This is a genomic window from Caballeronia sp. SBC1 (assembly GCF_011493005.1).
Taxonomy (GTDB): Bacteria; Pseudomonadota; Gammaproteobacteria; order Burkholderiales; family Burkholderiaceae; genus Caballeronia.
Map to the genome: position 1 here is coordinate 87,851 of NZ_CP049158.1, position 21,407 is coordinate 109,257.

The following is a 21,407-nucleotide window of genomic DNA, read 5'->3' on the forward strand; positions in this document are numbered from 1 at the left end:
GACGGCGTGACATGAACTATGAAGTGATCGTGACCTGCGCGGTAACAGGCGCAGGAGACACCACGAGCAAACACCCGGCAATCCCGGTCACACCCAAGCAGATCGCGGAAGCGGCCATTGAGGCCGCGCGAGCAGGCGCCACCGTCGCGCATTGCCACGTCCGCGATCCGCGCACGGGCCGCGGCAGCCGTGACCCCGCGTTGTATCGCGAGGTGGTGGACCGCATCCGTTCATCGGATGTGGACGTGATCATCAACCTGACGGCGGGCATGGGCGGGGACCTGGAAATTGGCGGGGGCGAAGCGCCGATGCAGTTCGGCGCCGGTACCGACCTGGTCGGTGGCCTGACCCGGCTGGCGCACGTGGAAGAGTTGTTGCCGGAGATTTGTACGCTGGACTGCGGCACGCTGAATTTCGGCGATGGCGACACAATCTACGTATCCACCCCCGCGCAACTTCGAGCAGGCGCGAAGCGGATACAAGAACTGGGCGTGAAGCCCGAACTAGAGATCTTCGATACCGGTCATTTGTGGTTCGCGAAGCAAATGCAAAAGGAGGGTTTGCTGGACGATGCGCCCTTGTTCCAGCTATGCATGGGTATCCCTTGGGGTGCACCGGCGGACGTAGGCACGTTGAAGTCGATGGTTGACAACATGCCCGAGGGTGCGCAGTGGGCAGGGTTCGGAATCGGCCGCATGCAGATGCCGATGGTCGCCCAGGCGATGTTATTGGGCGGCCACGTGCGCGTGGGTCTTGAAGACAATCTGTATCTGGACCGCGGTGTGCTCGCAAGCAATGGGACGCTGGTTCAGCGGGCGGTGGAGATTATCGAACGTCTGGGCGGTCGTGCGTTGACGCCGGCAGAGGGGCGAAAGAAGCTGAAATTGCCGGCACGAGGCGAGCGTTTGCTGGATCGACGCAAGATCGAGCAGTTCGTGTAAGAGCGCGGAAGATACAAGCTTGAATCCCGCTGACGCACGCCGTGCGACAAGCGGGCCGCTCAGGCTCAAGACAAGCACAAGGCACTAAAGCATTAAAGCAAGTAGAAATTCAAATTAATAAGGAATCCGTTATATGCAAGTCAAGACGTTTGCTGCATTGGGCGTAGGGGTAATTGGAAGCGGCTGGGTGTCGCGAGCGTTAGCGCATGGACTTGACGTGGTAGCGTGGGACCCGGCGCCGGGCGCCGAACAGCAACTTCGGGCGAACGTCGCCAATGCATGGCCGGCACTCGAACGGGTGGGATTGGCCAAGGGTGCGTCGCAGGAAAGACTGCGCTTCGTTGCGACCATCGAGGAATGCGTTGCTAATGCGGACTTCATTCAGGAAAGCGCCCCGGAGCGCGAGGACCTGAAACTGACGCTCCATGAGAAAGCATCCATGGCGGCGAAACCGGAAGCCATCATCGCGTCGTCCACGTCGGGCTTGCTCCCGACGGATTTTTACGCGAGCGCCAAAGACGCGTCGCGCTGCATCGTGGGCCATCCGTTCAACCCGGTCTATTTGCTGCCGCTGGTTGAGGTCGTTGGTGGCGAAAAGACTTCGGAAGCAACATTGCAAGCAGCATCGACATTCTATGAATCGATAGGCATGCGCCCGCTAAGAGTTCGCAAAGAGGTTCCCGGTTTCATCGCGGACCGCTTGCTGGAAGCGCTTTGGCGCGAAGCACTCCACCTGGTGAACGAAGGCGTGGCGACTACCGGCGAAATCGACGATGCAATTCGCTTTGGCGCAGGCATTCGCTGGTCGTTCATGGGCACGTTCCTGACCTATACGCTCGCGGGCGGCGAGGCTGGCATGCGTCATTTCATGCAGCAATTCGGCCCGGCGTTAGAATTACCGTGGACTAAGCTGGTCGCACCGAAACTCACGGACGAACTCATCGACCGCGTGGTGGACGGCACCACGGATCAGCAAGGCACGCACTCTATCAAGCAACTGGAACGTTACCGCGACGACTGCATCACGAGCGTGATGACGGCCATCGCGCAGGCTAAATCCCGCCACGGCATAGTGGACTAGAGAAGGCATACGAGTGACGCACAATCGCACGATCTACCGCGACACGGTGAGGCCCGAATGGGTCGACTACAACGGCCATCTCCGTGACGCGTTCTACATGCTGATCTTCAGCCTCGCGACCGATGCGTTCATGGACCGCATTGGCCTGGACGATGCGGCCCGTACCTCGCGAGGCCGCTCGCTGTTCACGCTCGAGGCGCACATCAACTATCTGCACGAGATCAAGGAAGGTACGGCGGTTCGTGTGGAGGCATCGGTACTCGCGTTCGATGCCAAGCGTGTCCACCTGTATATGGAGATGTTCGCGGACGAGGGAACGGAGCCCATCGCGGCGAGCGAACAGATGCTGCTTCACGTCGATACAACCAACGGCGCGAAGTCCGCGGCCTTCGATACGGACATTGCCGGCCGTATCGAAGCGATGTGTTGCGACGCGCGCAAAGAAGCGTCGAAGGAAGCACGCTATGCGGGCCGAGTGATCGGCTTGCCGTCGGGACCGCGAGCGTCGGCGTCGGCAGCGGCATCTGACGGAACCAAGCCAGCCTGAGCACGCCACGTCCGCAACAGCAACGCGTTGGTCACCACGCTCACGCTTGAGAACGCCATGGCTGCGCCCGCGAGCATCGGATTGAGCAGTCCGAACGCGGCGAGCGGAATGCCGATCAGGTTGTACACGAACGCCCAGAACAGGTTCTGCTGGATCTTGCGATACGTGCGCCGCGCGATATCGATGGCGTCCGCCACCAAGGCCGGATCGCCGCGCATCAGCGTGATGCCGGCGGCTTCCATGGCGACGTCGGTGCCGGTCGCCATCGCAATGCCGATATCGGCGGCGGCGAGCGCGGGTGCGTCGTTGATGCCGTCGCCAGCCATCGCCACCGCGCCTTGTGCCGATGCCTTGAGTTCCGCGATCACGCGCGCCTTGTCGGCGGGGAGCATGTGCGCGTGAACGGCGTCGGGTGCAATGCCGAGCGATTTCGCCACGCTGGCCGCGCTGCCGGCGTTATCGCCTGTGAGCAGGACACTTTTGATGCCCATCGCGCGCAACCGCTCGATTGCTGCGCGCGCGCCGGGTTTCAGCGAGTCGCCGAACGCGAACAGGGCCAGCACGCGCGGTGTCACAGCGCGTGAAAGATCACCTGCGCCGCGGGTCGCGCCCAGATCCACCAGCCACGACACGGTATTCCCAAGCTGTTCCAGTTCCGCCGCGCGTGTTGCCAACCGTTCCGGCGCGACCAGCCGCAACTCGTCGAGCCAACGATCGCTGGCTATCGCCAGATGGCGTTCGCCTATGCGCGCCTCGACACCGCGCCCGGCGACCGCTTTCGCATCGCTTGCAGTAACGGCCTCAATCCGCTCGTCATCGGCAACAGCAACAACCGCGCGCGCCAGCGGATGATCGCTAAGTCGCTGAACGGCTGCTGCCAGCCCCAAAGCTTCTGCGCGGTCCACGCCTTCATCCGCCTCAAACGCCGTCATGGACGGCTTGCCGACAGTCAGCGTGCCGGTTTTATCGAAGGCGACAATCCTGATCCGATGCGCCATTTCCAGCGCCTGCGGATCCTTGATCAACACACCGTGCCGCGCCGCGACACCCGTTCCGGCCATGATCGCGGCGGGCGTCGCCAGTCCGAGCGCGCACGGACAGGCGATCACGAGCACCGCGACCGCGTTCAGCACGGCCGTTTCCACGCCCGCGCCCATCAACAGCCAGCCGATCAGCGTCACGAGCGCGATTCCCAGGATTACCGGCACGAATATCGCCGATACCCGGTCCACCAGCCGCTGAATAGGCGCCTTCTCGGCCTGCGCCGATTCAACCAGCCGGATGATCCGTGCGAGCGTGGTCTCAGCGCCGGTTGCGGTCGTTTCAACAGCGATCACGCCTTCTCCGTTGATCGAACCCGCGGTCACGCGTGCCCCCGTTTCCTTCGCCACGGGCAGGCTTTCGCCGGTAATCAGCGATTCATCTACGTGCGTGCGGCCTTCGCGAATCAGACCGTCGACCGGCAGGCGCTCACCCGGCCGCACGATTGCGATGTCGCCGTTGCGTACATCCGCGAGTGCGATGTCGCGTTCGTTCCCGGTCGCCGCATCGCGAATCCGTGCGCGCTCTGGGCGCAGCGCGTCGAGCGCGCGAATGGCGTCGGTGGTTTGCCGCTTGGCACGCGCTTCCAGCCATTTGCCGAAGCGCACGAGCGTGATCACCACCGCCGCCGCTTCGAAATAGAGATGAGCAGACTCGCCGGGATGCGCGAACAGTTCGTACACGCTCAGGCCCCAGGCGGCTGAGGTTCCGAGCGCCACGAGCAGATCCATGTTGCCTTCGCCAGAACGGGCCGCCTTGAAACCGCCGACATAAAAGCGCGCGCCAAGCACGAATTGCACGATGCTGGCGAGCGCCAGCGATACCCAGACGCCAAGATGCAGATTCAGCCCGAGCATGGGCAGCACAAGCGGCAGCGTCAGCAGCGCGGACACGATCACTGCCACGAGTTCGCCCGTGTGGGCGGACGCGGCCACGGGCGCGGCTTCCGGTTCAATGAACGTCGCTTCGTAGCCGGCCTTGGTCACGGCGGCGACAAGTTGCTCGCGCGACACGGACATATCGGCGTGGATGGTCGCTTTTTCGGTCGCCAGATTGACCGACACCTGTCCCACGCCTGGCACCTTGGCCAGCGCCTTTTCGACACGCCGCACGCACGACGCGCACGTCATCCCGCCGATAGCAAATTCAGCGGTGGCGGACCCGCCAGAAGCGACAGAAGCAGCAGCGGCCGCAGGATTGGCGGTTGGGACAGACGATGCGGACATGACGAGGCTTCCTGGTTCAGTGTGAGCCATTAAATTCAGCTCGATGTGACCAGTATCGACATTCCAATCATTGGAAGGTCAAGGTGTATTTTCAATAGGAGGGGGCGCGTTGAACAAGAAAGTCGGCGATATATAACCGGATGCTCCCTGGGAAATAACCAGTGCGTCAGAACCGCTTTCAATTTCATGACAAACAGGATTTGCCCGCGCCACGTGAGCGCGCAAAATGCCGTGCTCGCCCAAGCTTGCGTCGAATTCGAATGGCACGTGGTTCGCGTCGAGGCCGTTGGCGCCATGCGTGACAAGGGCGGCAAGCGGATTGTCGGCCATTAGCCGATGTAAAACCTCGGCGCGTTTCTCTTCGAAGCAGGAGGGCAGATACATCGGCGGCTCGCGAACGGATTAGAAAAAACTGGCTAAAAAAACCGAAAAAAATCATGTTACGCGATGCCTGCATCGGTCGAAACTTTTCTGAAACCGCGGCGGAGGCGTTCAGGGGCGTTACGCGCTCCTTGCCTATCGTCATTGGATAAGATAAAAACCGTTTTCAAGATAGATTAAGCGCCGTGACGCGGATTGGCAGAAGACCGGGAGACGAGGACCGGCCTGCGCACTCGACGAACGAAGTGAAAGCCTTAAACAGATCCTTAAATCGAATGAAAAATAATCGACGCTGGGCAATTTCGTTGTACGCGGCGCTATGGGTGGCTGCTGGTTTGAGCAGTTTGGCGGTACTTGGCGGGTGCGCGACGCAGGCGCCCGTCGTGACCAGCGGGGATGGCTGGCGCAAGGATCAGGTGGCGGACGCTTATGTGTTTGGATATCCGCTGGTGGTCTCGGATATTGCACGGGAGAAAGCCACGGGCGGCGATGCGTCCCGGCCCGGTCAGGCGCCCGTGAATACGCTGCGGCATGCGACGGCGCTGCCGCCGGTCGGCGTGTCGGGGCGGCCGAGCGTGGATACGCTGGAATCGACCGCGTGGCTGGATGTCTCCAGCGGCCCGGTGCTGGTATCGCTTCCGAATACGCCGAATACGCTGCATGGCCGTTATTACGATGCCCGCGCCTTCGATGCCTGGACCAACGTGATCTACTCCAGCATCCCACACGGGCAGGATCAGGCCGTGCCGGTGAAAAGAAAGCTGAGTATGAAGGCGGCGCGAGCGGCCAGGCTGGCGGCGCAACAGGGCAATGTGATTGCGTTTGTCCCGGTGGGTTATACGGGAACGCTTCCTGACGGTGTGACGCGGGTTGAAACTCCGACCCGCTACGTGTGGCTTTCCATTCGTGTGCGTGTGAATGGCCAACGTGACGTGCGCGAGGCGCGCAAGCTGCAGACGGCGATGACCATAGAAGCCCCTTCCGCCGATAAAACCAGCGCTGCGACGGCCGGCAGTGCGTGGCCGAACGTGACAGCCAGCACGCCGACGGTGGTAACAGGCACGGGCGGCGACAGAGCCGATTCGCTCGATGCCACCGCGTTTTTCACGCGTCTTGCGAAGGCGTTGCAGGACAATCCGCCGGCGCCGAATGATCCGCACGCCGTCACTTTGCTCGGCGACCTTGGCGTGAAGGCCGGCGAGCCGGTGCAGTTCCGTCCTGCGGATGCTGATTTGCTGGCGACCGGCCTTGCCGATGGCCGTACGCGGGTGGACACGGTGCCGTCGAATGCGATCAGTCGTAACGGCTGGGTTTGGTTCGGCGATGGCGCGGGCAATTACGACACCGACTACACGTTGCGCGCGTTCCTGGCGCGGCGGCAGCCGGGTACCGGCACGAAGGACGACGAGGTGAAGCCGGTGGCATTCTCCGACAGCGACGGCCACGCGCTGAATGGTGCAAATGAGTATGTATTGCACTTTGCGCCGAACCAGTTGCCGCCGGTGCGCGGGTTCTGGACGTTGACTGCGTATACGAAAGACGGTGCGTTAATCGACGACAAGACGCTGCGGCTTTCGCTGAATGACCGGGACCGGTTAAAGAAGAACCGTGATGGATCCGTCGATATTTCCGTGTCGGCTGCGGAGCCTGCGAAGGCACGGGTTTCGAACTGGTTGCCGGCGCCCGATGGTGATTTTCAGTTGATGTTCCGGCTGTATGCGCCGAAGGCAGAAGCTTCGAATGGGACGTGGGCGCCACCGGCAATTGAGCGGCAATAATTTTTCAGGTTTTTCGCTTGCGCCGACGGGCGGGGGGCGGTCGGGGTCAATGCCGGGTTGGTGCTTTCGGCCTTAGTGGTCTGCGTGAGTTGGCTATTTTCTTTATCACTATTAGCCACTGTGCGTGGCGGCACGTCATTTCTTTGTCCAAAGCGACAAAGAAACGAAGCAAAGAAAACGCTTTCAAACCACGCTACCCTAAGTGTCCACAGCGTGCAGTTTCTATTCATAGGTGCCCCAAAAGCACGGTGCTCGCCAGAGCCACGGATGTGTGAACCCCTCTTTCTCCGAACACGGATACCCACACGCTTCGCCACCAGTGACTGAACCTGCCCAAGGAACACCCCGCGCTATCCGCGTAAACCGCCCTCCGAATTTGTATGCATGTCGGGCCTCGCAGCCGAACCCGCCTAAGAAACAACGCCGCAGGATGCGTCAGGCCGTAACCCGCGAAAATAACAGCGCAAACCGAGCAGCTAACGCATCAAGAAACGGAGGCAGTCAAAATACGTGAGGCCGTGCGGGTTCCTTGGTAACTGGTGCTTGCCCGAGAGCGTTGGGGGCGAAGCGTGTTCGTGTCAGGATTCGCGAGAAGGAGGGGTTCAAACATCAGTGGCTCTGGCGAGCACCGTGCTTTTGGGGTACCCATGTATCAGAACTGCACGCTGTGCACACTTATGAGCCCTCGTTTTGAAAGCGTTTTCTTTGCTTCGTTTCTTTGTCGCTTTGGACAAAGAAATGACGTGCCGCCACGCACAGTGGCTAACAGTGATAAAGAAAACAACCAACTCACGCAGACCACTGAGGCCGAAAGCACCAACCCGGCATTGACCCCGACCGTGAACGCCGAAAGCACTAACCCCAAACCCCAAGTGCGAACGGCCTCCTTTGGGGTTCAATTTGCCCGCACAGCGTCGTATACTCAGGCCTCCTGTTTCCCAAGGCTGCGTGTGGCTCGTGCCCGCGCGCGCGGCCGCGCTACGAGGCACGCATGGCAAGCCTGAACAAGACTTCCCTGACATCCGCCGGGCGTAGCCTGCTTAAAGGCGTGAACTCGGTAGCGCAAGCCCGGCGCACTCGGCGCATTGTGATCGGGCTCCTGCTCGCCGTCATCGTAATCGGCCTGCTCGGCTTTTTCGCGGCTCCTCCGCTCATTCGACATATCGCGGAGCAGCAACTCTCAGCACAACTCGATCGCCCGGCCAGCATCGAACGAATCGCGCTTAATCCCTATACGCTCAGTTTCGAAGCCGACCGCGTGCATATTGGCGAAGCGCCCGCAAACCTGGGCGCGGGAGCCAAAAGCGGTGATTTCGTCGATATAGAACGCCTGATCGTCCGCCCGTGGTGGTCGTCGTTATTTCGACTCGCGCCAATCATCAACGAACTCAAGATCGATTCACCACGCTTTCATATCGTGCGATTCGACGCGCAACGCTTTAACTTCTCCGATCTCGTTGAAAAGTTCTTGAAGCCTTCAGCGAATCCGTCCACCAAACCGGCGCGATTCTCCGTATCGAATATTCGCGTGGAAAATGGCCGGATCGATTTCGACGACCGCCTGCTTAAAACGCATCACGTAATCGATCGCTGGTCGATCGGGATTCCGTTCATCGCCAATCTCCCGTCTACCACCGACTTGTTCGTGACGCCTTCGCTGCAGGCGCGCATTGATGGTTCGCCGTTGTCTATCCACGGACGCACGAAGCCGTTCTCCGAGTCGCGCGAGTCGGAGATCGCGCTGCAACTCGACGGCCTCGACGTGCCGCAAATAGTGTCGTACGCGCCTGCTTCGTTGCCGGTCGCGGTCAAGAGCGGACGCTTGTCGACGAACCTCGATGTGAGCTTTGCGCTCAGCGCTGACGCTCCCGTGATTCGTATCAAAGGGACCGCAGATCTCGCGGATCTGGCCGTGACGGACAAGCAGGATGCACCGCTGTTCGCCGCGCAAACGTTGCATGTGAATGCAGCGAACCTTGAGCCGTTGCGCAATGTGTATCGACTGGATGAAGTGCGTTTGACGCAACCTGACGTAAAACTCTCCCGCGATAAATCCGGCGCATTCAACTTCGAAAAACTGAGCGCATCAACGCCTGCTTCCCAGACAGCTTCGACGCCCGCCAGCGATGCAAAACCCGCCGACGCCGCAGCACAACCGCTCGACCTAGCGATCAAACATCTGGCGATTGAGCAAGGCCATATAGTCTTCGACGACCGCTTGATGGCGCAACCCGCCACGCTCGGACTGACTGCCCTGAACGTGACGCTCGACAACTTTTCCACGCTCGGCAAACCCCCGGCGCGCTATACGCTCAAGACGGCCTTCGATCACGGCGGCGGGCTCGACGCGTCGGGTAGTTTCACGCTGCCGGGGAAGAATGCGGACGCAAAACTCGCGCTGAGCGACTTGCCGCTGGCGCCTTTACAACCCTACGTGGCGAACGCGGTGGCGGCTCGTATCACCGACGGTTCGCTCGGCGCAAATTTGCCGTTGCAAGTGGACTGGTCGAAGCTCGAGCCGTCCATTCAGGTCGGCGCCGGCGATGTCACGCTCAAGTCGCTGAAGCTCGTGCCGACTACAGCGAACACCGCACCCATCACGCTGGCGTCAGCAGAAGCGAAGATCCAGAAGATCGATGTTGCAGCACGCACGGCGGCGATGGATAGCGTCGTGCTGAACGGTCTTTCCATCGATGCAAAACGCCTGAAGGATGGCAGTATCGATCTCACCGCGCTCGCCGGTCCGCACGAAACCGCGCCGGAAGCCAGCGCGACGCGCAAGGTCGAAAAGGCGAACGAGGCGGGTCCGGCGTGGCGTTATCAAATCGCGCAGGTGTCGCTCAACGACAGCAGCGCCGACTTCACCGACGAATCCACGCCGCACCCGGTAAAACTGCATATCGCGCCGTTGCAGTTGGACATCAAGCAAGTCACCGACGACCTGACGAAACCGCTCGCCATCGACGGCAAGCTGACGATGAACGGCAAAGGCGCGCTCGCCGTGGCCGGCAAGCTAACCGCGAAACCGCTGAGCCTTGCGCTGCATATTGACGCCAGCGAACTGGACGCATCGGCGTTCGAGCCGTACTTCGGCGGCAACCTGAACGCGACGGTTTCCAGCGCGCTGCTGAGCGCAAACGGCGACGCGTCGTTCTCAGGCGCTGGACGCGCGCTGAAGGCCGGTTACAAGGGCGATGTGTCGTTGTCGAATGTGCGGCTGATCGACCGGTTGAATTCGGACCCGCTGGCCGGCTGGAAACTGCTCGGCCTGACAAAACTGAATGCCCGCTACGACGAACGAGGCGCGGACGTCGAGGCCGCGCGCGTCACGTTCGCGAACTTCTATGGCCGCGTGCTGCTGGACGCGCAAGGCAAGCTCAATCTCCGCGATATCGTGGCGCAGGACAAGGGCGCGGCCTCCACGCAAGTCGGCGCCTCCACGGCGGCTTCTGCGTCTATCGCGTCTACGCCGGCTGCGAAACCTGCCGCGCCGAAAACCGCGGCGTCATCGGCGAATTTGCGCTTTGGCCAGCTCGTGCTGCAAAACGGCCGTGTGACTTACACCGATAACTTCATCAAGCCGAATTTCACCGCTAACCTGGTCTCGATCACGGGCACTATCGGCGCATTCGGCACGCACTCGACCACGCCCGCGCCCGTCGATGTCGCCGCGAAACTGTCCGCGAACGGACCGGTATCGATCAAAGGGGTGGTGAATCCGCTGATCGCGAAACCGTCGCTGGATCTGACTGCGAGCGCGCACGACGTAGAGTTGCCGAATATCTCGCCGTATTCCACCAAATATGCGGGTTATCCGATCACGAAGGGCAAGCTCAACGTCGATCTGCACTACATGCTCGCCGACGAAAAGCTCACCGCGAACAATCATCTTTTCATCGATCAACTCACGTTCGGCGATCACGTCGACAACACCACCGCGACCCATTTGCCGGTGCGGCTCGCGGTATCGTTGCTGAAGAATTCGAAGGGCGAGATCGACGTCAACATTCCCGTTTCCGGCTCGCTTTCGGATCCGCAATTCTCGATCGGTGCGCTGGTGTGGACAGCAATCCTGCACCTTGTCGAGCGCGCGGTAACTGCGCCGTTCTCGCTGCTGGCGAATGCGTTTGGCGGCAAGAACCCTGAAGAACTCGGCTACGTGGAATTCGATCCGGGCTCAGCCACGTTGAGCGACGCGGCGAAGGAGAAACTCGACACCATCGCGAAGGCCCTGACCGACAAGCCGTCGATCACGCTGGAGATATCGGCGCGGGTGGACCCGGCGCTGGACGAACCCGGTTTGCGCGCGGCCTATGTCGACCGGCAAGTGCGCCTCTCGAAAATGAAGGACGCGAGCGAAGACAATCCGAACATCAATCCGTCGAGCATCCCGATTTCCGCCGATGAATACAGCAAGTTCCTGACGAAAGCGTACAAAGGCGCGGATTTCAAGAAACCGCGCAACCTGATCGGCATGACGAAGTCCGTGCCCGACGCCGACGTGAAAGCCGCGCTGGAGGAGCACGCACCGGTGGACGAGGGCGCGCTCGGTGCGCTTGCGCAGCGCCGGGCGGAGGTGGTGAAGGAGTATTTTGAGGGCAAGATCGACAGCAAGCGGATCTTCATCGTCGCGCCGCACCTCAACGCCGATGGCATCAAGGACAAGGGGGCACCCACGCGGGTAGACTTCGGCCTGAAGTGACGAAGGCGACGAGGCAGCGCGACGCGGGTGAAAAACATGCGGATTTTAGGCATACGCTGAAGACGGTTCGCGCCGAAGAACCTGCGTCGTGGGAACGGCCTCGACCATCGGCATTCTCGCCAATCCGCGCTACACTCATTTCATGAATGCGACGGCGCATCGCGGCGCGCATGACGGGAACGCGGAGTGGCTAAGAACTGCCAGGCGTTGCGCGGAGCGGCTCGTCGCTCGACGTAATGTCCGGCCGCGTTTTCGAACTCACCGCGCTTCATCGCAAAGCCGTCGCACGAGCCGTATAAAGTAAGCGCTTCGCGCGAAGCGCCCACGGCGTTCAGGCTCTCCACACCCGAATCCAGCGCTGCACAACCTGCAGGAGAATCCCATGCTGTTGCATGAACTGGCTGACCGGTATGGCCCGGCAATCGTCTTTTTCAACGTGATGGGCGCAGCGCTCGGCCTGCCCGTGCCCGCAATGCCGACGCTGATCGTAGTTGGCGCGTCGGTGGCCATGATGGGCGTCAACGGCCAGGGCTTGTGGCCTCATCTCGCACTGATGCTCGGCATTGCCGTCGTCGGCGGCGTGCTGGGTGATCTCGTCTGGTTCCAGGGCGGCCGGCGCTACGGCGACCGCACGCTCAAGACCATCTGCAAGCTGTCCCTGTCGCGCGATACCTGCGTAAAAAAGACCGAACGGTTTTTCGGCCAGTGGGGCGTGCGCGTGTTGCTCGTCGCGAAATTCATTCCGGGTTTGTCGCTGGTTTCGGTGCCACTGGCCGGCGCCATGGGCGTGCGCACGCGCTCTTTCATCGCGCATGACGGTGTGGGCGTGGCGTTATGGGCCGCAGTGGGACTCGCGGTGGGCGTGATCTTCGCGGCCGAGCTCGACATGGTGTTCGCCATGATCGCGCGGCTCGGGAAACAAGCGCTCCTGATTGTGGCGGTCGCGCTGGCGTGTTACGTGGCCTATCGCTACTGGCGCCGGAAGATGTTGATGAAGACGCTGGAAACGGCGCGCATTACCGTCAACGAGTTGTATGCGCTGATGGAAAACGAACCGCTGCCCGCTATCTTCGATATCCGTTCCGCGGAGAAACGCGTCCTCGATCCTTTTGTGATTCCAGGCTCCATTTTCGCCGATGAACGCGAGCTGCAGAAGATCGTGGAAAGTTATCAGCCGGATCAGAAGATCATCATTTATTGCTCGTGTCCGAACGAGGTATCGGCGGCGTGGATGGCCAAGGCACTCCGCAATGCCGGTTTCAAGGACGTCGTGCCGCTGACCGGCGGACTCGACGCCTGGCGCCTTGCCGGTCTCGACCTCAAGCCGCTCACCGACTTCGGCGGCGCGCGCGAGGACCTGGGCGAAATGGCCGCCATGTGCCCGTGGCCCGCGAAAGCGCCGGCCGCCGGCAAAGGCGCGTTGCATGACGCCGTCTACCTGCATGGAGATCGCCACGCATGAGTACCACGCTCGAAGGGACCAACGAATCGCCCAACCATGGCCACGGCCACCCGGAATGGCGCGACAACAGTCCGCCGCCTGTATCGGAAGACCTCAACGCGATCGCAAATGACACGACCACCGTGGCGCCGGCAGAAGTCGCCGCCGACGCGCCGTTCTCGCCGCTCCAAAGCCGCCGTCATCAGATGTACCCGTATCTCACTGTCGAGGAAATCGACCGTATGCGGCGCTTCGGCAACGTGCAGTACTGGCGTGCTGGAGAACTGATGTTCGAAGTTGGCGTGCCCGGCCCCGGCATGTTCGTGCTGTTGAACGGCCGGGTGCGGGTTACGCGGCGCGACGGCCTGGGCCACGTGCATCTGGTGGTCGAGTCGGAGCCCGGGCAATTCCTGGCGGAAGTCGGCCAGTTGTCGGGCAAGCCTGCGTTGGTCGACGGTCACGCGATGGACGACGTCGAAGCCATCCTGATCGCGCCCGACCGGCTGCGCGCGCTGCTGGTGGCGGAAGCGGAGCTCGGCGAACGGATCATGCGATCGTTGATCCTGCGTCGCGTCGGTTTGATCGAAAAGGGCAGCGGACCGATTCTCGTCGGCCAGTCGAACGATGGACAGCTGATATCGCTGCAAGGTTTTTTGAGCCGCAACGGTTACCCCCACACCGTGATCGACGCGTGTAGCGATCCCGAAGCCATTGCGTTGCTTGAGCGGATCTCGACATCGAAGGCGGATTTCCCGCTCGTCATTTGTCCCGACGGCACGGTGATGCGCGCGCCCGATGAAAACGAGCTCGCGTCGCAACTTGGCTGGCTGCCGGAATTCGATCCGGCGCATATCTACGATGTCGCGGTTGTCGGCGCCGGGCCAGCCGGCCTGGCGACGGCCGTGTATGCGGCGTCCGAAGGGTTGTCGGTGGCGGTATTCGATTGCCGCGCGCCCGGCGGGCAGGCCGGCGCGAGTTCACGGATTGAAAACTACCTCGGCTTTCCGACCGGCATTTCCGGTCAGGCATTGGCCGGGCGCGCTTTCGTGCAGGCACAGAAGTTCGGCGCGCACATCGCCATTCCGACCGAGATCAAGGCGCTCCACTGCAACTGCACGCCGATCCAGATCGAACTGATGAACGGTAAGCGTGTGAGTTCGCACACGGTTGTGATCGCGACTGGCGCGGCTTATCGACGGCCGAACATTGTCGGGCTCGAAAAATTCGAAGGGCATGGCACGTATTACTGGGCGTCGCCGGTCGAAGCGAAGCTTTGCAAGGGCTCGGAAGTCGTGCTGGTGGGCGGCGGCAATTCGGCTGGGCAAGCAGTCGTGTATCTCGCCTCGCACGCGGCGCGGGTGCATCTGCTGATCCGCGGACCGGGGCTGGAACTGAGCATGTCGAAGTACCTGATCGACCGGATCGCGGCATTGCCGAACGTGACGGTGCACGCGCGCACGCAGATCGAGTCGCTGGAAGGCGATGGCCGGACGCTCGCCGCCGTGCATTGCAAGACACCTGACGGTCCGCTCAAGCTCGACGTGCGGCATCTGTTCCTCTTCACCGGCGCCAACCCTAATACTGGCTGGCTGCGCGGCTGCAATGTCAACACCGACGCCAAGGGTTTCGTGCTGACGGGGCCCGCTGCCCATGGTGGCCACGCGGACTGCTCGTCCTCGCTGGAAACCAGCGTGCCGGGTGTGTTCGCTATCGGCGATGTGCGTTCGGCATCTACAAAACGCGTGGCGGCGGCGGTGGGCGAGGGTGCGGCGGTTGTATCGCAGATTCACGGCCTGCTCGCCGAGCGTCAGGAACTGGCGCTCAAGGCTGGCGCGGTGGAGTAGGCATGCTGTGGAATTGCGGCGCGGCGGCGAACCGGAGCGTGAATTCGATCCAGCCGTCCGCCGAACAACTCACTGACGCCGACCCGCCGTGCAGCCGCATGATCGCCTGCACGATAGACAGCCCCAGGCCGCTCGATTCCGTGAACTCGCTGCGGGCTGCATCGCCGCGATAAAAGCGATCGAACAGACGCGCGAGGTCGTCCGGTGCGACGGGCATGCCCTGATTGCCGATCACGATCACTGCACCCCGTGCACCTTGCGCGCCCTGCGAGTCTTCGCTGCCGGTCAGCCGGATCGTAGTGCCGGCTTTGGCATAGCGCACCGCGTTGACCACCACGTTGCTGATTGCCCGCCGGGACATGATCGCGTTAGCGAACATCTTGCCTTCGGCATGCACTTCGAAGCTCAGATTGCGTTCGTCGGCGAGTCCTTCGAAGTACGTCGCAATGGTTTCCAGTTGTTCGCGAATGTTCAGCGGCGTGCGTTCCATTTCCTGCCGCTCGTGGTCCGCTTGCGCTAGAAACAAGATGTTCTGCGCGATGCGCCCAAGCCGTTCCAGCTCCTCCAGGTTCGACTCGAGCACGCTCTTGTATTCGCTCTCGTTGCGCGTATGCGCGAGCGTCACCTGCGTCTGTCCGATCAGCACGCCGATAGGCGTGCGTACCTCGTGCGCCAGATCCGCGGAGAACTGCAGCAGCCGTTCATAACCGGTCGCCAAGCGGTCGAGCATGGCGTTGAACGACATCGCGAGGCTTTGCAATTCGGTTGGGGTGTTTTCTATATCGAGTCTCGCGGACAACGTATCGGGTGTGATTCCGGCGACCCTGTCGGCCATTTTTCGCAGCGGCGCAAGACCACGGCTCGATACCCACCACGCGAGCAGCGCCGTGATCAGCACCGCGCTCACCACGTTGATCCAGACACGCACGAGATACGCCGACAGCACCCGCGCTTCTTGCGTCATCACGTGTGCCGCGATGATCTCGATGACTTCGCCGCTGGCGCCTACCCGCGCTTGAGCCGCGACCCAGCGCATGCGCACGCCGTCCCGGCGCGAGCCTTCATAGAGCGCGTCGAGGTTGACGGCGCGTTGAACCGGCACCGGGACGAGCGGCGGCAACGGCATGTTTTCCGGGTTCACGCTGATGAACGGCGCCTGGCCGGGGCGTCGGAAAATGATCACGTCCTGACTGTCGCCGAGCATGGTCTCGAACAGCTTGGGGCGCGCTTCGATTTCCTTGATCGTGTAGAGGTCGTGCAGCAGCGAGCGAAAGTGTTCGACCCGTCCGATCAACTGGTAATCCGCACGCGTGGACAGCGTGGCGCTGGTCGCGTGATACAACGACGCTCCAACCATGCTCACCACCACACACACGATCAGCGCGAACAGGCACGTGATGCGTACGACCAGCGAGCGCGAACGCCATAGCGGACTCAATGCGAGTCCCCGGATGGGCCGAACGAATAACCGATGCTGCGCACCGTGTGGATCAGCTTGATATCGAAGGGCTGATCGAGTTTCGCGCGCAGGCGTTTGATGGCGACATCGACTACGTTGGTATCGCTGTCGAAGTTCATGTCCCACACTTCCGATGCAATCAAGGTCCGTGACAGCGCTTCGCCCTGCCGCTTGCAGAAGAGATGAAGCAACGCGAATTCCTTGTTCGTCAACGCGATGTCTATGCCTTGGCGCGTCACGCGCCGGCGCAGGACATCGACGTGAAGATCCGCGACCTGGAATACATCGGACTCGCGTATCACGCCGCGCCGCAGCAACGTGCGGATGCGCAGCACGAGTTCGGTGAATGAGAACGGCTTGACGAGGTAATCGTCAGCGCCCAGTTCCAGGCCGTGAATACGGTCCCGGACGTGATCTCGCGCGGTCAGGAAGATGACTGGCAGGTCACGCTTCGCGCGCAACGCCTGCATGATTTGCCACCCATCAAGACCGGGCAGCATGACATCCAGCACGATCAGCTCGTACGGATGCGCCAGCGCCTGATGCAGGCCATCGGCGCCGTTGCGGATCAGGTCGACCTGATACCCGGACTCGGTGAGCCCCTTCTTCAGATAGTCGCCGGTCTTGCGGTCGTCTTCTATAACCAGGATGGTCATGCTGCGGGCGCGTCGCTTTACGTGAGGAATAAGGAATAAGGAATAAGGCCCATTCTATCCACCTGCCCGGACGCGTGGAAAAGATGACAAAAAAGTCATTAACGCGTCATGCGCAGATCAGCGTGCGGTCGCTAAGATGCAATCAAGACGAGGCCTTCGCGTGTAGCACTGTGCAGTGCGGCCCTTCAAGTCTGCCCGAATCCGCGAGCTACGGCGTCTTGGCACCCTGTTCGAATCATCCCCCCACGAGGCGAGCTTGAACTCATCTTCGACTCAACTTTCGACTCATGTCATAGCCCAGCCTGGCTGGGTTCGCATCACGCACTGGATCAACGCGCTGGCGGTGGTGGTGATGGTGACGAGCGGCTGGCAGGTCTATAACGCTTCGCCGATTTTCCCTTCGTTTGTTTTTCCCTCAAGCATCACGTTGGGCGGATGGCTGGGCGGCGCGTTGCTGTGGCACTTCGCGGCCATGTGGGTGCTGGTCGCGAACTTCCTGGTGTACGTGGGGCTGAACATAATCTCCGGACGATTCCGCCGCAAGCTGTTTCCGCTCAGCATCAAAAGCCTGTTCGGCGATTTGCGCGCCGCGCTGACCGGCAAGCTCAAACATGACGATCTCACGCACTACAACGCCGTGCAGAAGGCTGCGTATCTGGCGGTGATCGTGGACATAGTCGTTGTCATCTTGTCGGGTCTTGCGGTCTGGAAGTCGGTGCAATTCCCGTGGCTGCGTGAGCTCATGGGCGGTTACGACAATGCCCGCGTAGTCCACTTCTTCGCGATGAGTTTCCTGGTGGCCTTTTTCGTGTTGCACGTGGTGATGGTCGCGCTCGTTCCACGCTCGTTGTTGTTGATGATCCGGGGCCGCTGAACCATGCTGAACAGAAAGAGCGAACTGATTGCGTCGAAGCTCGATGTCGACAATATCCTCAAAGATGCGCGCAATGAACTGAAGGCGCCGGCGCGGCGTCTTTTCGGCAAGCGCATTCTGTCGCTGGGCGGCCTCATGATGCTGTCGGGCTGCAATATCTCCGACGATAAATCCGTCAACACCGTGCTGCGGACCATGTCGCGTTTCAATGACGAAGCGCAAGCTTTCCTCTTCGATCCGAACAAGCTCGCGCCGACCTATCCCGAGTCGATGATCACGCGGCCGTTCCCGTTCAACGCGTTCTATGACATCGACGATGTACCAATCGTCGATGCCGCTACGTACAAGCTGCCGGTCGGTGGATTGGCGAAGGGCAAGAACGTGTGGACGCTTGAAGAACTGCGCGCGTTGCCGCAGGAAAGCCAGGTGACGCGGCACATCTGCATTGAAGGATGGAGCGCGATTGGCAAGTGGGGCGGTGTGCGTTTCTCTGATTTCCTCAAGCGTTCCGGCGCGGACACCACCGCAAAATATGTGGCGTTTCATTGCGCGGATAACTACTCAACCAGCATCGACATGCCGACGGCACTGCATGCGCAGACGCTCCTGGCGTTGACGTATGACGGCCAGGTCTTGCCGCCGAAATACGGCTTCCCGATGAAGCTGCGCATGCCGACGAAGCTCGGCTACAAGAACCCGAAGCACATTGTCGCGATTACCGTGACGAACGAATATCCCGGCGGTTACTGGGAGAACCAGGGTTACAACTGGTTCGGCGGTGCCTGAATTTTCTCGCGTCAAATACTAAAACTGGAGCCTCCATGTCTATTGCGTCATCCACCTCATTGCGTTTGAAACTCGGTGTATCGGTTGCTGCGCTCGCGTTTGCCAGCGTTGCATTTGCTCAGGCGCCGGCGGCTAAACCCGCGCGTATTCGTGGCGATATCGTCTCGTTGTCCGGCGATACGTTGACCGTGCATCGTCGCAGCGGCGACACCGTGACGATCGACATGAAGCAGGACACGCCGGTCACGGCAGTGAAGAACATCAAGCTATCGGACATCAAGCCGGGTTCGTTCATTGGTACGGCAGCGACCACGGGTACCAACGGCAAGATGACGGCGACCGAAGTGCTGGTGTTCCCGGAAGCGGCACGCGGCACGGGTGAAGGCCACTATGCATGGGATCTCTCGCCGAACAGCACGATGACCAACGCGAACGTTGATCAGGTCGTGACGGGCACGAGCGGGCGTGATCTGAAGCTGTCGTACAAGGGTGGCAGCAACACAGTGACGGTGCCGGACGGCGTGCCTGTGGTGACGTTCGCGCCGGCCGCGCGCACGGATCTGGTCGCGGGCAAGAAGGTGTTTATCGTGGCGACGCCGGTGAGCGGTACCGAGTTCGCGGCTTCGCGCGTGGTGGTTGAGAAGGATGGGGTTGCGCCGCCGATGTAAGTTTTTACGGCATCGACGTATGAAAGGGCAAAGCCGACCGGAGGTCGGCTTTGTTTTCGGCGATGAAGACTTTGCAACGAGACCGTGGACGGTCGAACGGCAATCTACGGCCGCCAATACTCTGTTTTCACTAATAGGGGATCGAAAACGAGTCGAAATTAGCTTAAGCGTTTGAGGCGTCTGGGTTCTCAAGTCAGGCAGGAGTCGCCGTTAATCTGGAGCTAAGCCGGCAGTTTTCCCGAAAACCGGATAGCTTTTTCAACTCCGTGCTCCTTGGTCCATTCAACTATCTTAAAACCGCCCAGCTATAAATGCAGCATGTTCGGTGTCGCCTTCAACGAGAATTGGATAAGACCCAAAGAATACCTCGGAGAAACTGGGATCAATGTGTTGAAGGGCCTGAAGGCGCTGCTTTTCATCCCCTTCGAAGGCAATCGAATCAGAACGATAGTGAACCGCCCCGGATTTGGTGGAGGCTCCAACTCTTGAGAGTGATTCATCGGGTTTTGCCCGACCCCGAAGGATGAAGCGCGCGACTGCTGCAGGCGGATCTGGGAAGGAATACGATTACGAGGCAGCGGTGGTCGAGGTCGGCCCATTATCTGGTGCACTGAGCCCGTTTGAGAGTTGGACCCGCAACCCTGCGAGCACCCCGAATTGTGACCGAGGGCAAATGTCGCCCTGCCGGAGCACGCTTACCAGAATCCGATAACGAGGGTTGTCGCCGCTGCCATTCTCTATCTTGCAGGAGGGCAGCATGCAGGTACTCTATCCGCGCTGTGCCGGGCTGGACATACATAAGGACATCATCGTCGCCTGCGTCCGTTGTGTGTCAGCGCCGGAGCACCGTGAAGTGCAGAGATTTTACAGTACCACTAAGGGATTGCTGGCGCTGTCGGACTGGCTGGCCGTCCATGGCTGTTCCCACGTGGCAATGGAAGCCACCGGCGTTTACTGGAAGCCAGTGTGGCACGTTCTCGAGGGCTCCTTCGAACTCGTGCTGGGCAACGCTGCGCATATTCGGAACGTGCCTGGCCGCAAAACCGATGTGAACGATGCGACGTGGATCGCAGACCTGCTCGCACACGGGCTGATCCGCTCCAGCTTCGTCCCGCCGGCCGCGATCCAGGAGTTACGTGATCTGACACGCACACGCAAACAGCTGACGCGCGAGATCGCCCAGCATTGTCTGCGTGTCCAGAAGGTGCTCGAGGATGCCAATCTCAAACTGGGCAGTGTCCTTTCTGACGTACTTGGCGGCAGCGGACGCGCGATTCTGAAGGCCATCATCTCGGGCGAGAACGATCCGGTGCTGCTCGCGGCACTGGCGCAAGGTCACGCGCGCAAGAAGACGAGTGAACTACGCGAAGCATTGCGCGGCCGCATAACTTCACATCACCGTACGATGCTCGCGCTGCATTTGCAGCTCATCGACGCCCTTGAGCACGCGCTGACTGAACTGGATGCCGCCGTGGGACTTGCTCTGACGCCAATCCGGCAGCACGTTCAACTGCTAAGAACCATTCCCGGCGTCGGTGACCTGACCGCGCGGGTCCTGGTGGCCGAGATTGGGGTCGACATGACGCGCTTTCCCGATTCCGCTCACCTCATATCGTGGGCCGGACTGTGTCCCCGCAATGATGAGAGCGCCGGTAAGCGCCGCAGTACGCGTGTCCGCAAGAGCGGCACATGGCTCAAGACGGCACTCGTGACTGCCGCATGGGCCGCAGTACGTACGAAGAACAGCTACCTGTTCGCCCAGTTCACTCGCGTCAAGGCGCGGCGCGGTTCAAAGAAAGCAATCATCGCAGTGGCTGCGTCGATGCTCACCGCAGCGTGGCACATGCTTCGCAATGGCGTGGAATACGCAGATCTCGGTGCAGACTATTTCACCCGGCACGACATGCAGAGCACCGTTAAGCGATTACTAAAACGCCTCACGGATCTTGGATATCCGGTGCAGCCAGCTTCCCCGTCATAAC

General features: G+C 60.9%; 15 protein-coding genes. 11 read left to right on the forward strand and 4 right to left on the reverse strand.

The window, feature by feature from the left end; all coding sequences use genetic code 11:
* The first annotated feature begins 11 nt into the window (after window positions 1-11).
* From SBC1_RS27290 to SBC1_RS27300, 3 genes are all read left to right on the forward strand, one after another.
* On the forward strand, window positions 12-941 hold the full coding sequence (locus tag SBC1_RS27290) for a 3-keto-5-aminohexanoate cleavage protein (RefSeq protein ID WP_165101999.1): 930 nt from the start codon (window positions 12-14) through the stop codon (window positions 939-941).
* A 133-nt stretch (window positions 942-1,074) separates the two neighbouring features.
* Window positions 1,075-2,022, forward strand: coding sequence for an L-carnitine dehydrogenase (locus SBC1_RS27295; RefSeq protein WP_165102002.1), 948 nt, complete (start codon window positions 1,075-1,077; stop codon window positions 2,020-2,022).
* A gap of 7 nt (window positions 2,023-2,029) precedes the next feature.
* Window positions 2,030-2,569 (forward strand): thioesterase family protein, encoded by a 540-nt coding sequence (locus SBC1_RS27300; protein WP_165104844.1) that lies wholly within the window; start codon window positions 2,030-2,032, stop codon window positions 2,567-2,569.
* Here the strand turns inward: SBC1_RS27300 and SBC1_RS27305 are convergent.
* The gene (locus SBC1_RS27305) at window positions 2,485-4,740 is read right to left on the reverse strand and encodes a cation-translocating P-type ATPase (protein WP_165104843.1); all 2,256 of its coding nucleotides are present in this window, start codon (window positions 4,738-4,740) and stop codon (window positions 2,485-2,487) included. The genes SBC1_RS27300 and SBC1_RS27305 overlap by 85 nt on opposite strands.
* A gap of 174 nt (window positions 4,741-4,914) precedes the next feature.
* On the reverse strand, window positions 4,915-5,220 hold the full coding sequence (locus SBC1_RS27310; protein ID WP_165102006.1) for an FMN-binding negative transcriptional regulator: 306 nt from the start codon (window positions 5,218-5,220) through the stop codon (window positions 4,915-4,917).
* A gap of 272 nt (window positions 5,221-5,492) precedes the next feature.
* Between SBC1_RS27310 and SBC1_RS27315 the strand changes: the two genes are divergently transcribed.
* The 4 genes from SBC1_RS27315 to SBC1_RS27330 all read left to right on the forward strand — a co-directional run bounded on the left by SBC1_RS27315 (window position 5,493) and on the right by SBC1_RS27330 (window position 14,982).
* Window positions 5,493-6,995 carry a DUF1254 domain-containing protein gene (locus SBC1_RS27315; RefSeq protein ID WP_165102010.1) on the forward strand — a complete coding sequence of 501 codons (1,503 nt, stop codon included), beginning with the start codon at window positions 5,493-5,495 and terminating at the stop codon, window positions 6,993-6,995.
* A 991-nt stretch (window positions 6,996-7,986) separates the two neighbouring features.
* On the forward strand, window positions 7,987-11,697 hold the full coding sequence (locus SBC1_RS27320) for a DUF748 domain-containing protein (RefSeq protein WP_165989076.1): 3,711 nt from the start codon (window positions 7,987-7,989) through the stop codon (window positions 11,695-11,697).
* Between the two features lie 385 nt (window positions 11,698-12,082).
* Window positions 12,083-13,159 (forward strand): DedA family protein/thiosulfate sulfurtransferase GlpE, encoded by a 1,077-nt coding sequence (locus SBC1_RS27325; RefSeq protein WP_165104845.1) that lies wholly within the window; start codon window positions 12,083-12,085, stop codon window positions 13,157-13,159.
* A complete protein-coding gene (locus tag SBC1_RS27330; protein ID WP_165102016.1) occupies window positions 13,156-14,982 on the forward strand; it encodes an FAD-dependent oxidoreductase in 1,827 nt (608 codons plus the stop codon). Before SBC1_RS27325 ends, SBC1_RS27330 begins: the two co-directional genes overlap by 4 nt.
* On the opposite strand, the gene SBC1_RS27335 is transcribed toward SBC1_RS27330, so the two are convergent.
* Both SBC1_RS27335 and SBC1_RS27340 read right to left on the reverse strand, forming a co-directional pair.
* Window positions 14,960-16,420, reverse strand: a complete 1,461-nt coding sequence (locus SBC1_RS27335; RefSeq protein WP_165102018.1) for a heavy metal sensor histidine kinase — start codon at window positions 16,418-16,420, stop codon at window positions 14,960-14,962. The two genes, SBC1_RS27330 and SBC1_RS27335, sit on opposite strands and share 23 nt — an antisense overlap.
* Window positions 16,417-17,097 (reverse strand): heavy metal response regulator transcription factor, encoded by a 681-nt coding sequence (locus tag SBC1_RS27340; RefSeq protein WP_165102020.1) that lies wholly within the window; start codon window positions 17,095-17,097, stop codon window positions 16,417-16,419. The genes SBC1_RS27335 and SBC1_RS27340 overlap by 4 nt, the downstream gene beginning before the upstream one ends.
* A gap of 256 nt (window positions 17,098-17,353) precedes the next feature.
* Between SBC1_RS27340 and SBC1_RS27345 the strand changes: the two genes are divergently transcribed.
* The 4 genes from SBC1_RS27345 to SBC1_RS27360 all read left to right on the forward strand — a co-directional run bounded on the left by SBC1_RS27345 (window position 17,354) and on the right by SBC1_RS27360 (window position 21,406).
* Window positions 17,354-17,971, forward strand: a complete 618-nt coding sequence (locus SBC1_RS27345; RefSeq protein WP_255541723.1) for a cytochrome b/b6 domain-containing protein — start codon at window positions 17,354-17,356, stop codon at window positions 17,969-17,971.
* Window positions 17,972-17,974: 3 nt separating this feature from the next.
* A complete protein-coding gene (locus SBC1_RS27350; protein WP_165102023.1) occupies window positions 17,975-18,757 on the forward strand; it encodes a molybdopterin-dependent oxidoreductase in 783 nt (260 codons plus the stop codon).
* A 35-nt stretch (window positions 18,758-18,792) separates the two neighbouring features.
* Window positions 18,793-19,425 carry a hypothetical protein gene (locus SBC1_RS27355; protein WP_165102025.1) on the forward strand — a complete coding sequence of 211 codons (633 nt, stop codon included), beginning with the start codon at window positions 18,793-18,795 and terminating at the stop codon, window positions 19,423-19,425.
* A 757-nt stretch (window positions 19,426-20,182) separates the two neighbouring features.
* The gene (locus SBC1_RS27360) at window positions 20,183-21,406 is read left to right on the forward strand and encodes an IS110 family transposase (RefSeq protein WP_165988999.1); all 1,224 of its coding nucleotides are present in this window, start codon (window positions 20,183-20,185) and stop codon (window positions 21,404-21,406) included.
* Window position 21,407 lies beyond the last annotated feature (1 nt).

What these genes read in the sequence shown, in the direction of transcription:
- SBC1_RS27340 (WP_165102020.1), bottom strand. Translation starts at nt 17,097, where the DNA reads ATGACCATCCTGGTTATAGAAGACGACCGCAAGACCGGCGACTATCTG.
- SBC1_RS27290 (WP_165101999.1), top strand. Translation starts at nt 12, where the DNA reads ATGAACTATGAAGTGATCGTGACCTGCGCGGTAACAGGCGCAGGAGAC.
- SBC1_RS27315 (WP_165102010.1), top strand. Translation starts at nt 5,493, where the DNA reads ATGAAAAATAATCGACGCTGGGCAATTTCGTTGTACGCGGCGCTATGG.
- SBC1_RS27330 (WP_165102016.1), top strand. Translation starts at nt 13,156, where the DNA reads ATGAGTACCACGCTCGAAGGGACCAACGAATCGCCCAACCATGGCCAC.
- SBC1_RS27295 (WP_165102002.1), top strand. Translation starts at nt 1,075, where the DNA reads ATGCAAGTCAAGACGTTTGCTGCATTGGGCGTAGGGGTAATTGGAAGC.
- SBC1_RS27310 (WP_165102006.1), bottom strand. Translation starts at nt 5,220, where the DNA reads ATGTATCTGCCCTCCTGCTTCGAAGAGAAACGCGCCGAGGTTTTACAT.
- SBC1_RS27360 (WP_165988999.1), top strand. Translation starts at nt 20,183, where the DNA reads ATGCAGGTACTCTATCCGCGCTGTGCCGGGCTGGACATACATAAGGAC.
- SBC1_RS27320 (WP_165989076.1), top strand. Translation starts at nt 7,987, where the DNA reads ATGGCAAGCCTGAACAAGACTTCCCTGACATCCGCCGGGCGTAGCCTG.
- SBC1_RS27305 (WP_165104843.1), bottom strand. Translation starts at nt 4,740, where the DNA reads ATGACGTGCGCGTCGTGCGTGCGGCGTGTCGAAAAGGCGCTGGCCAAG.
- SBC1_RS27350 (WP_165102023.1), top strand. Translation starts at nt 17,975, where the DNA reads ATGCTGAACAGAAAGAGCGAACTGATTGCGTCGAAGCTCGATGTCGAC.
- SBC1_RS27355 (WP_165102025.1), top strand. Translation starts at nt 18,793, where the DNA reads ATGTCTATTGCGTCATCCACCTCATTGCGTTTGAAACTCGGTGTATCG.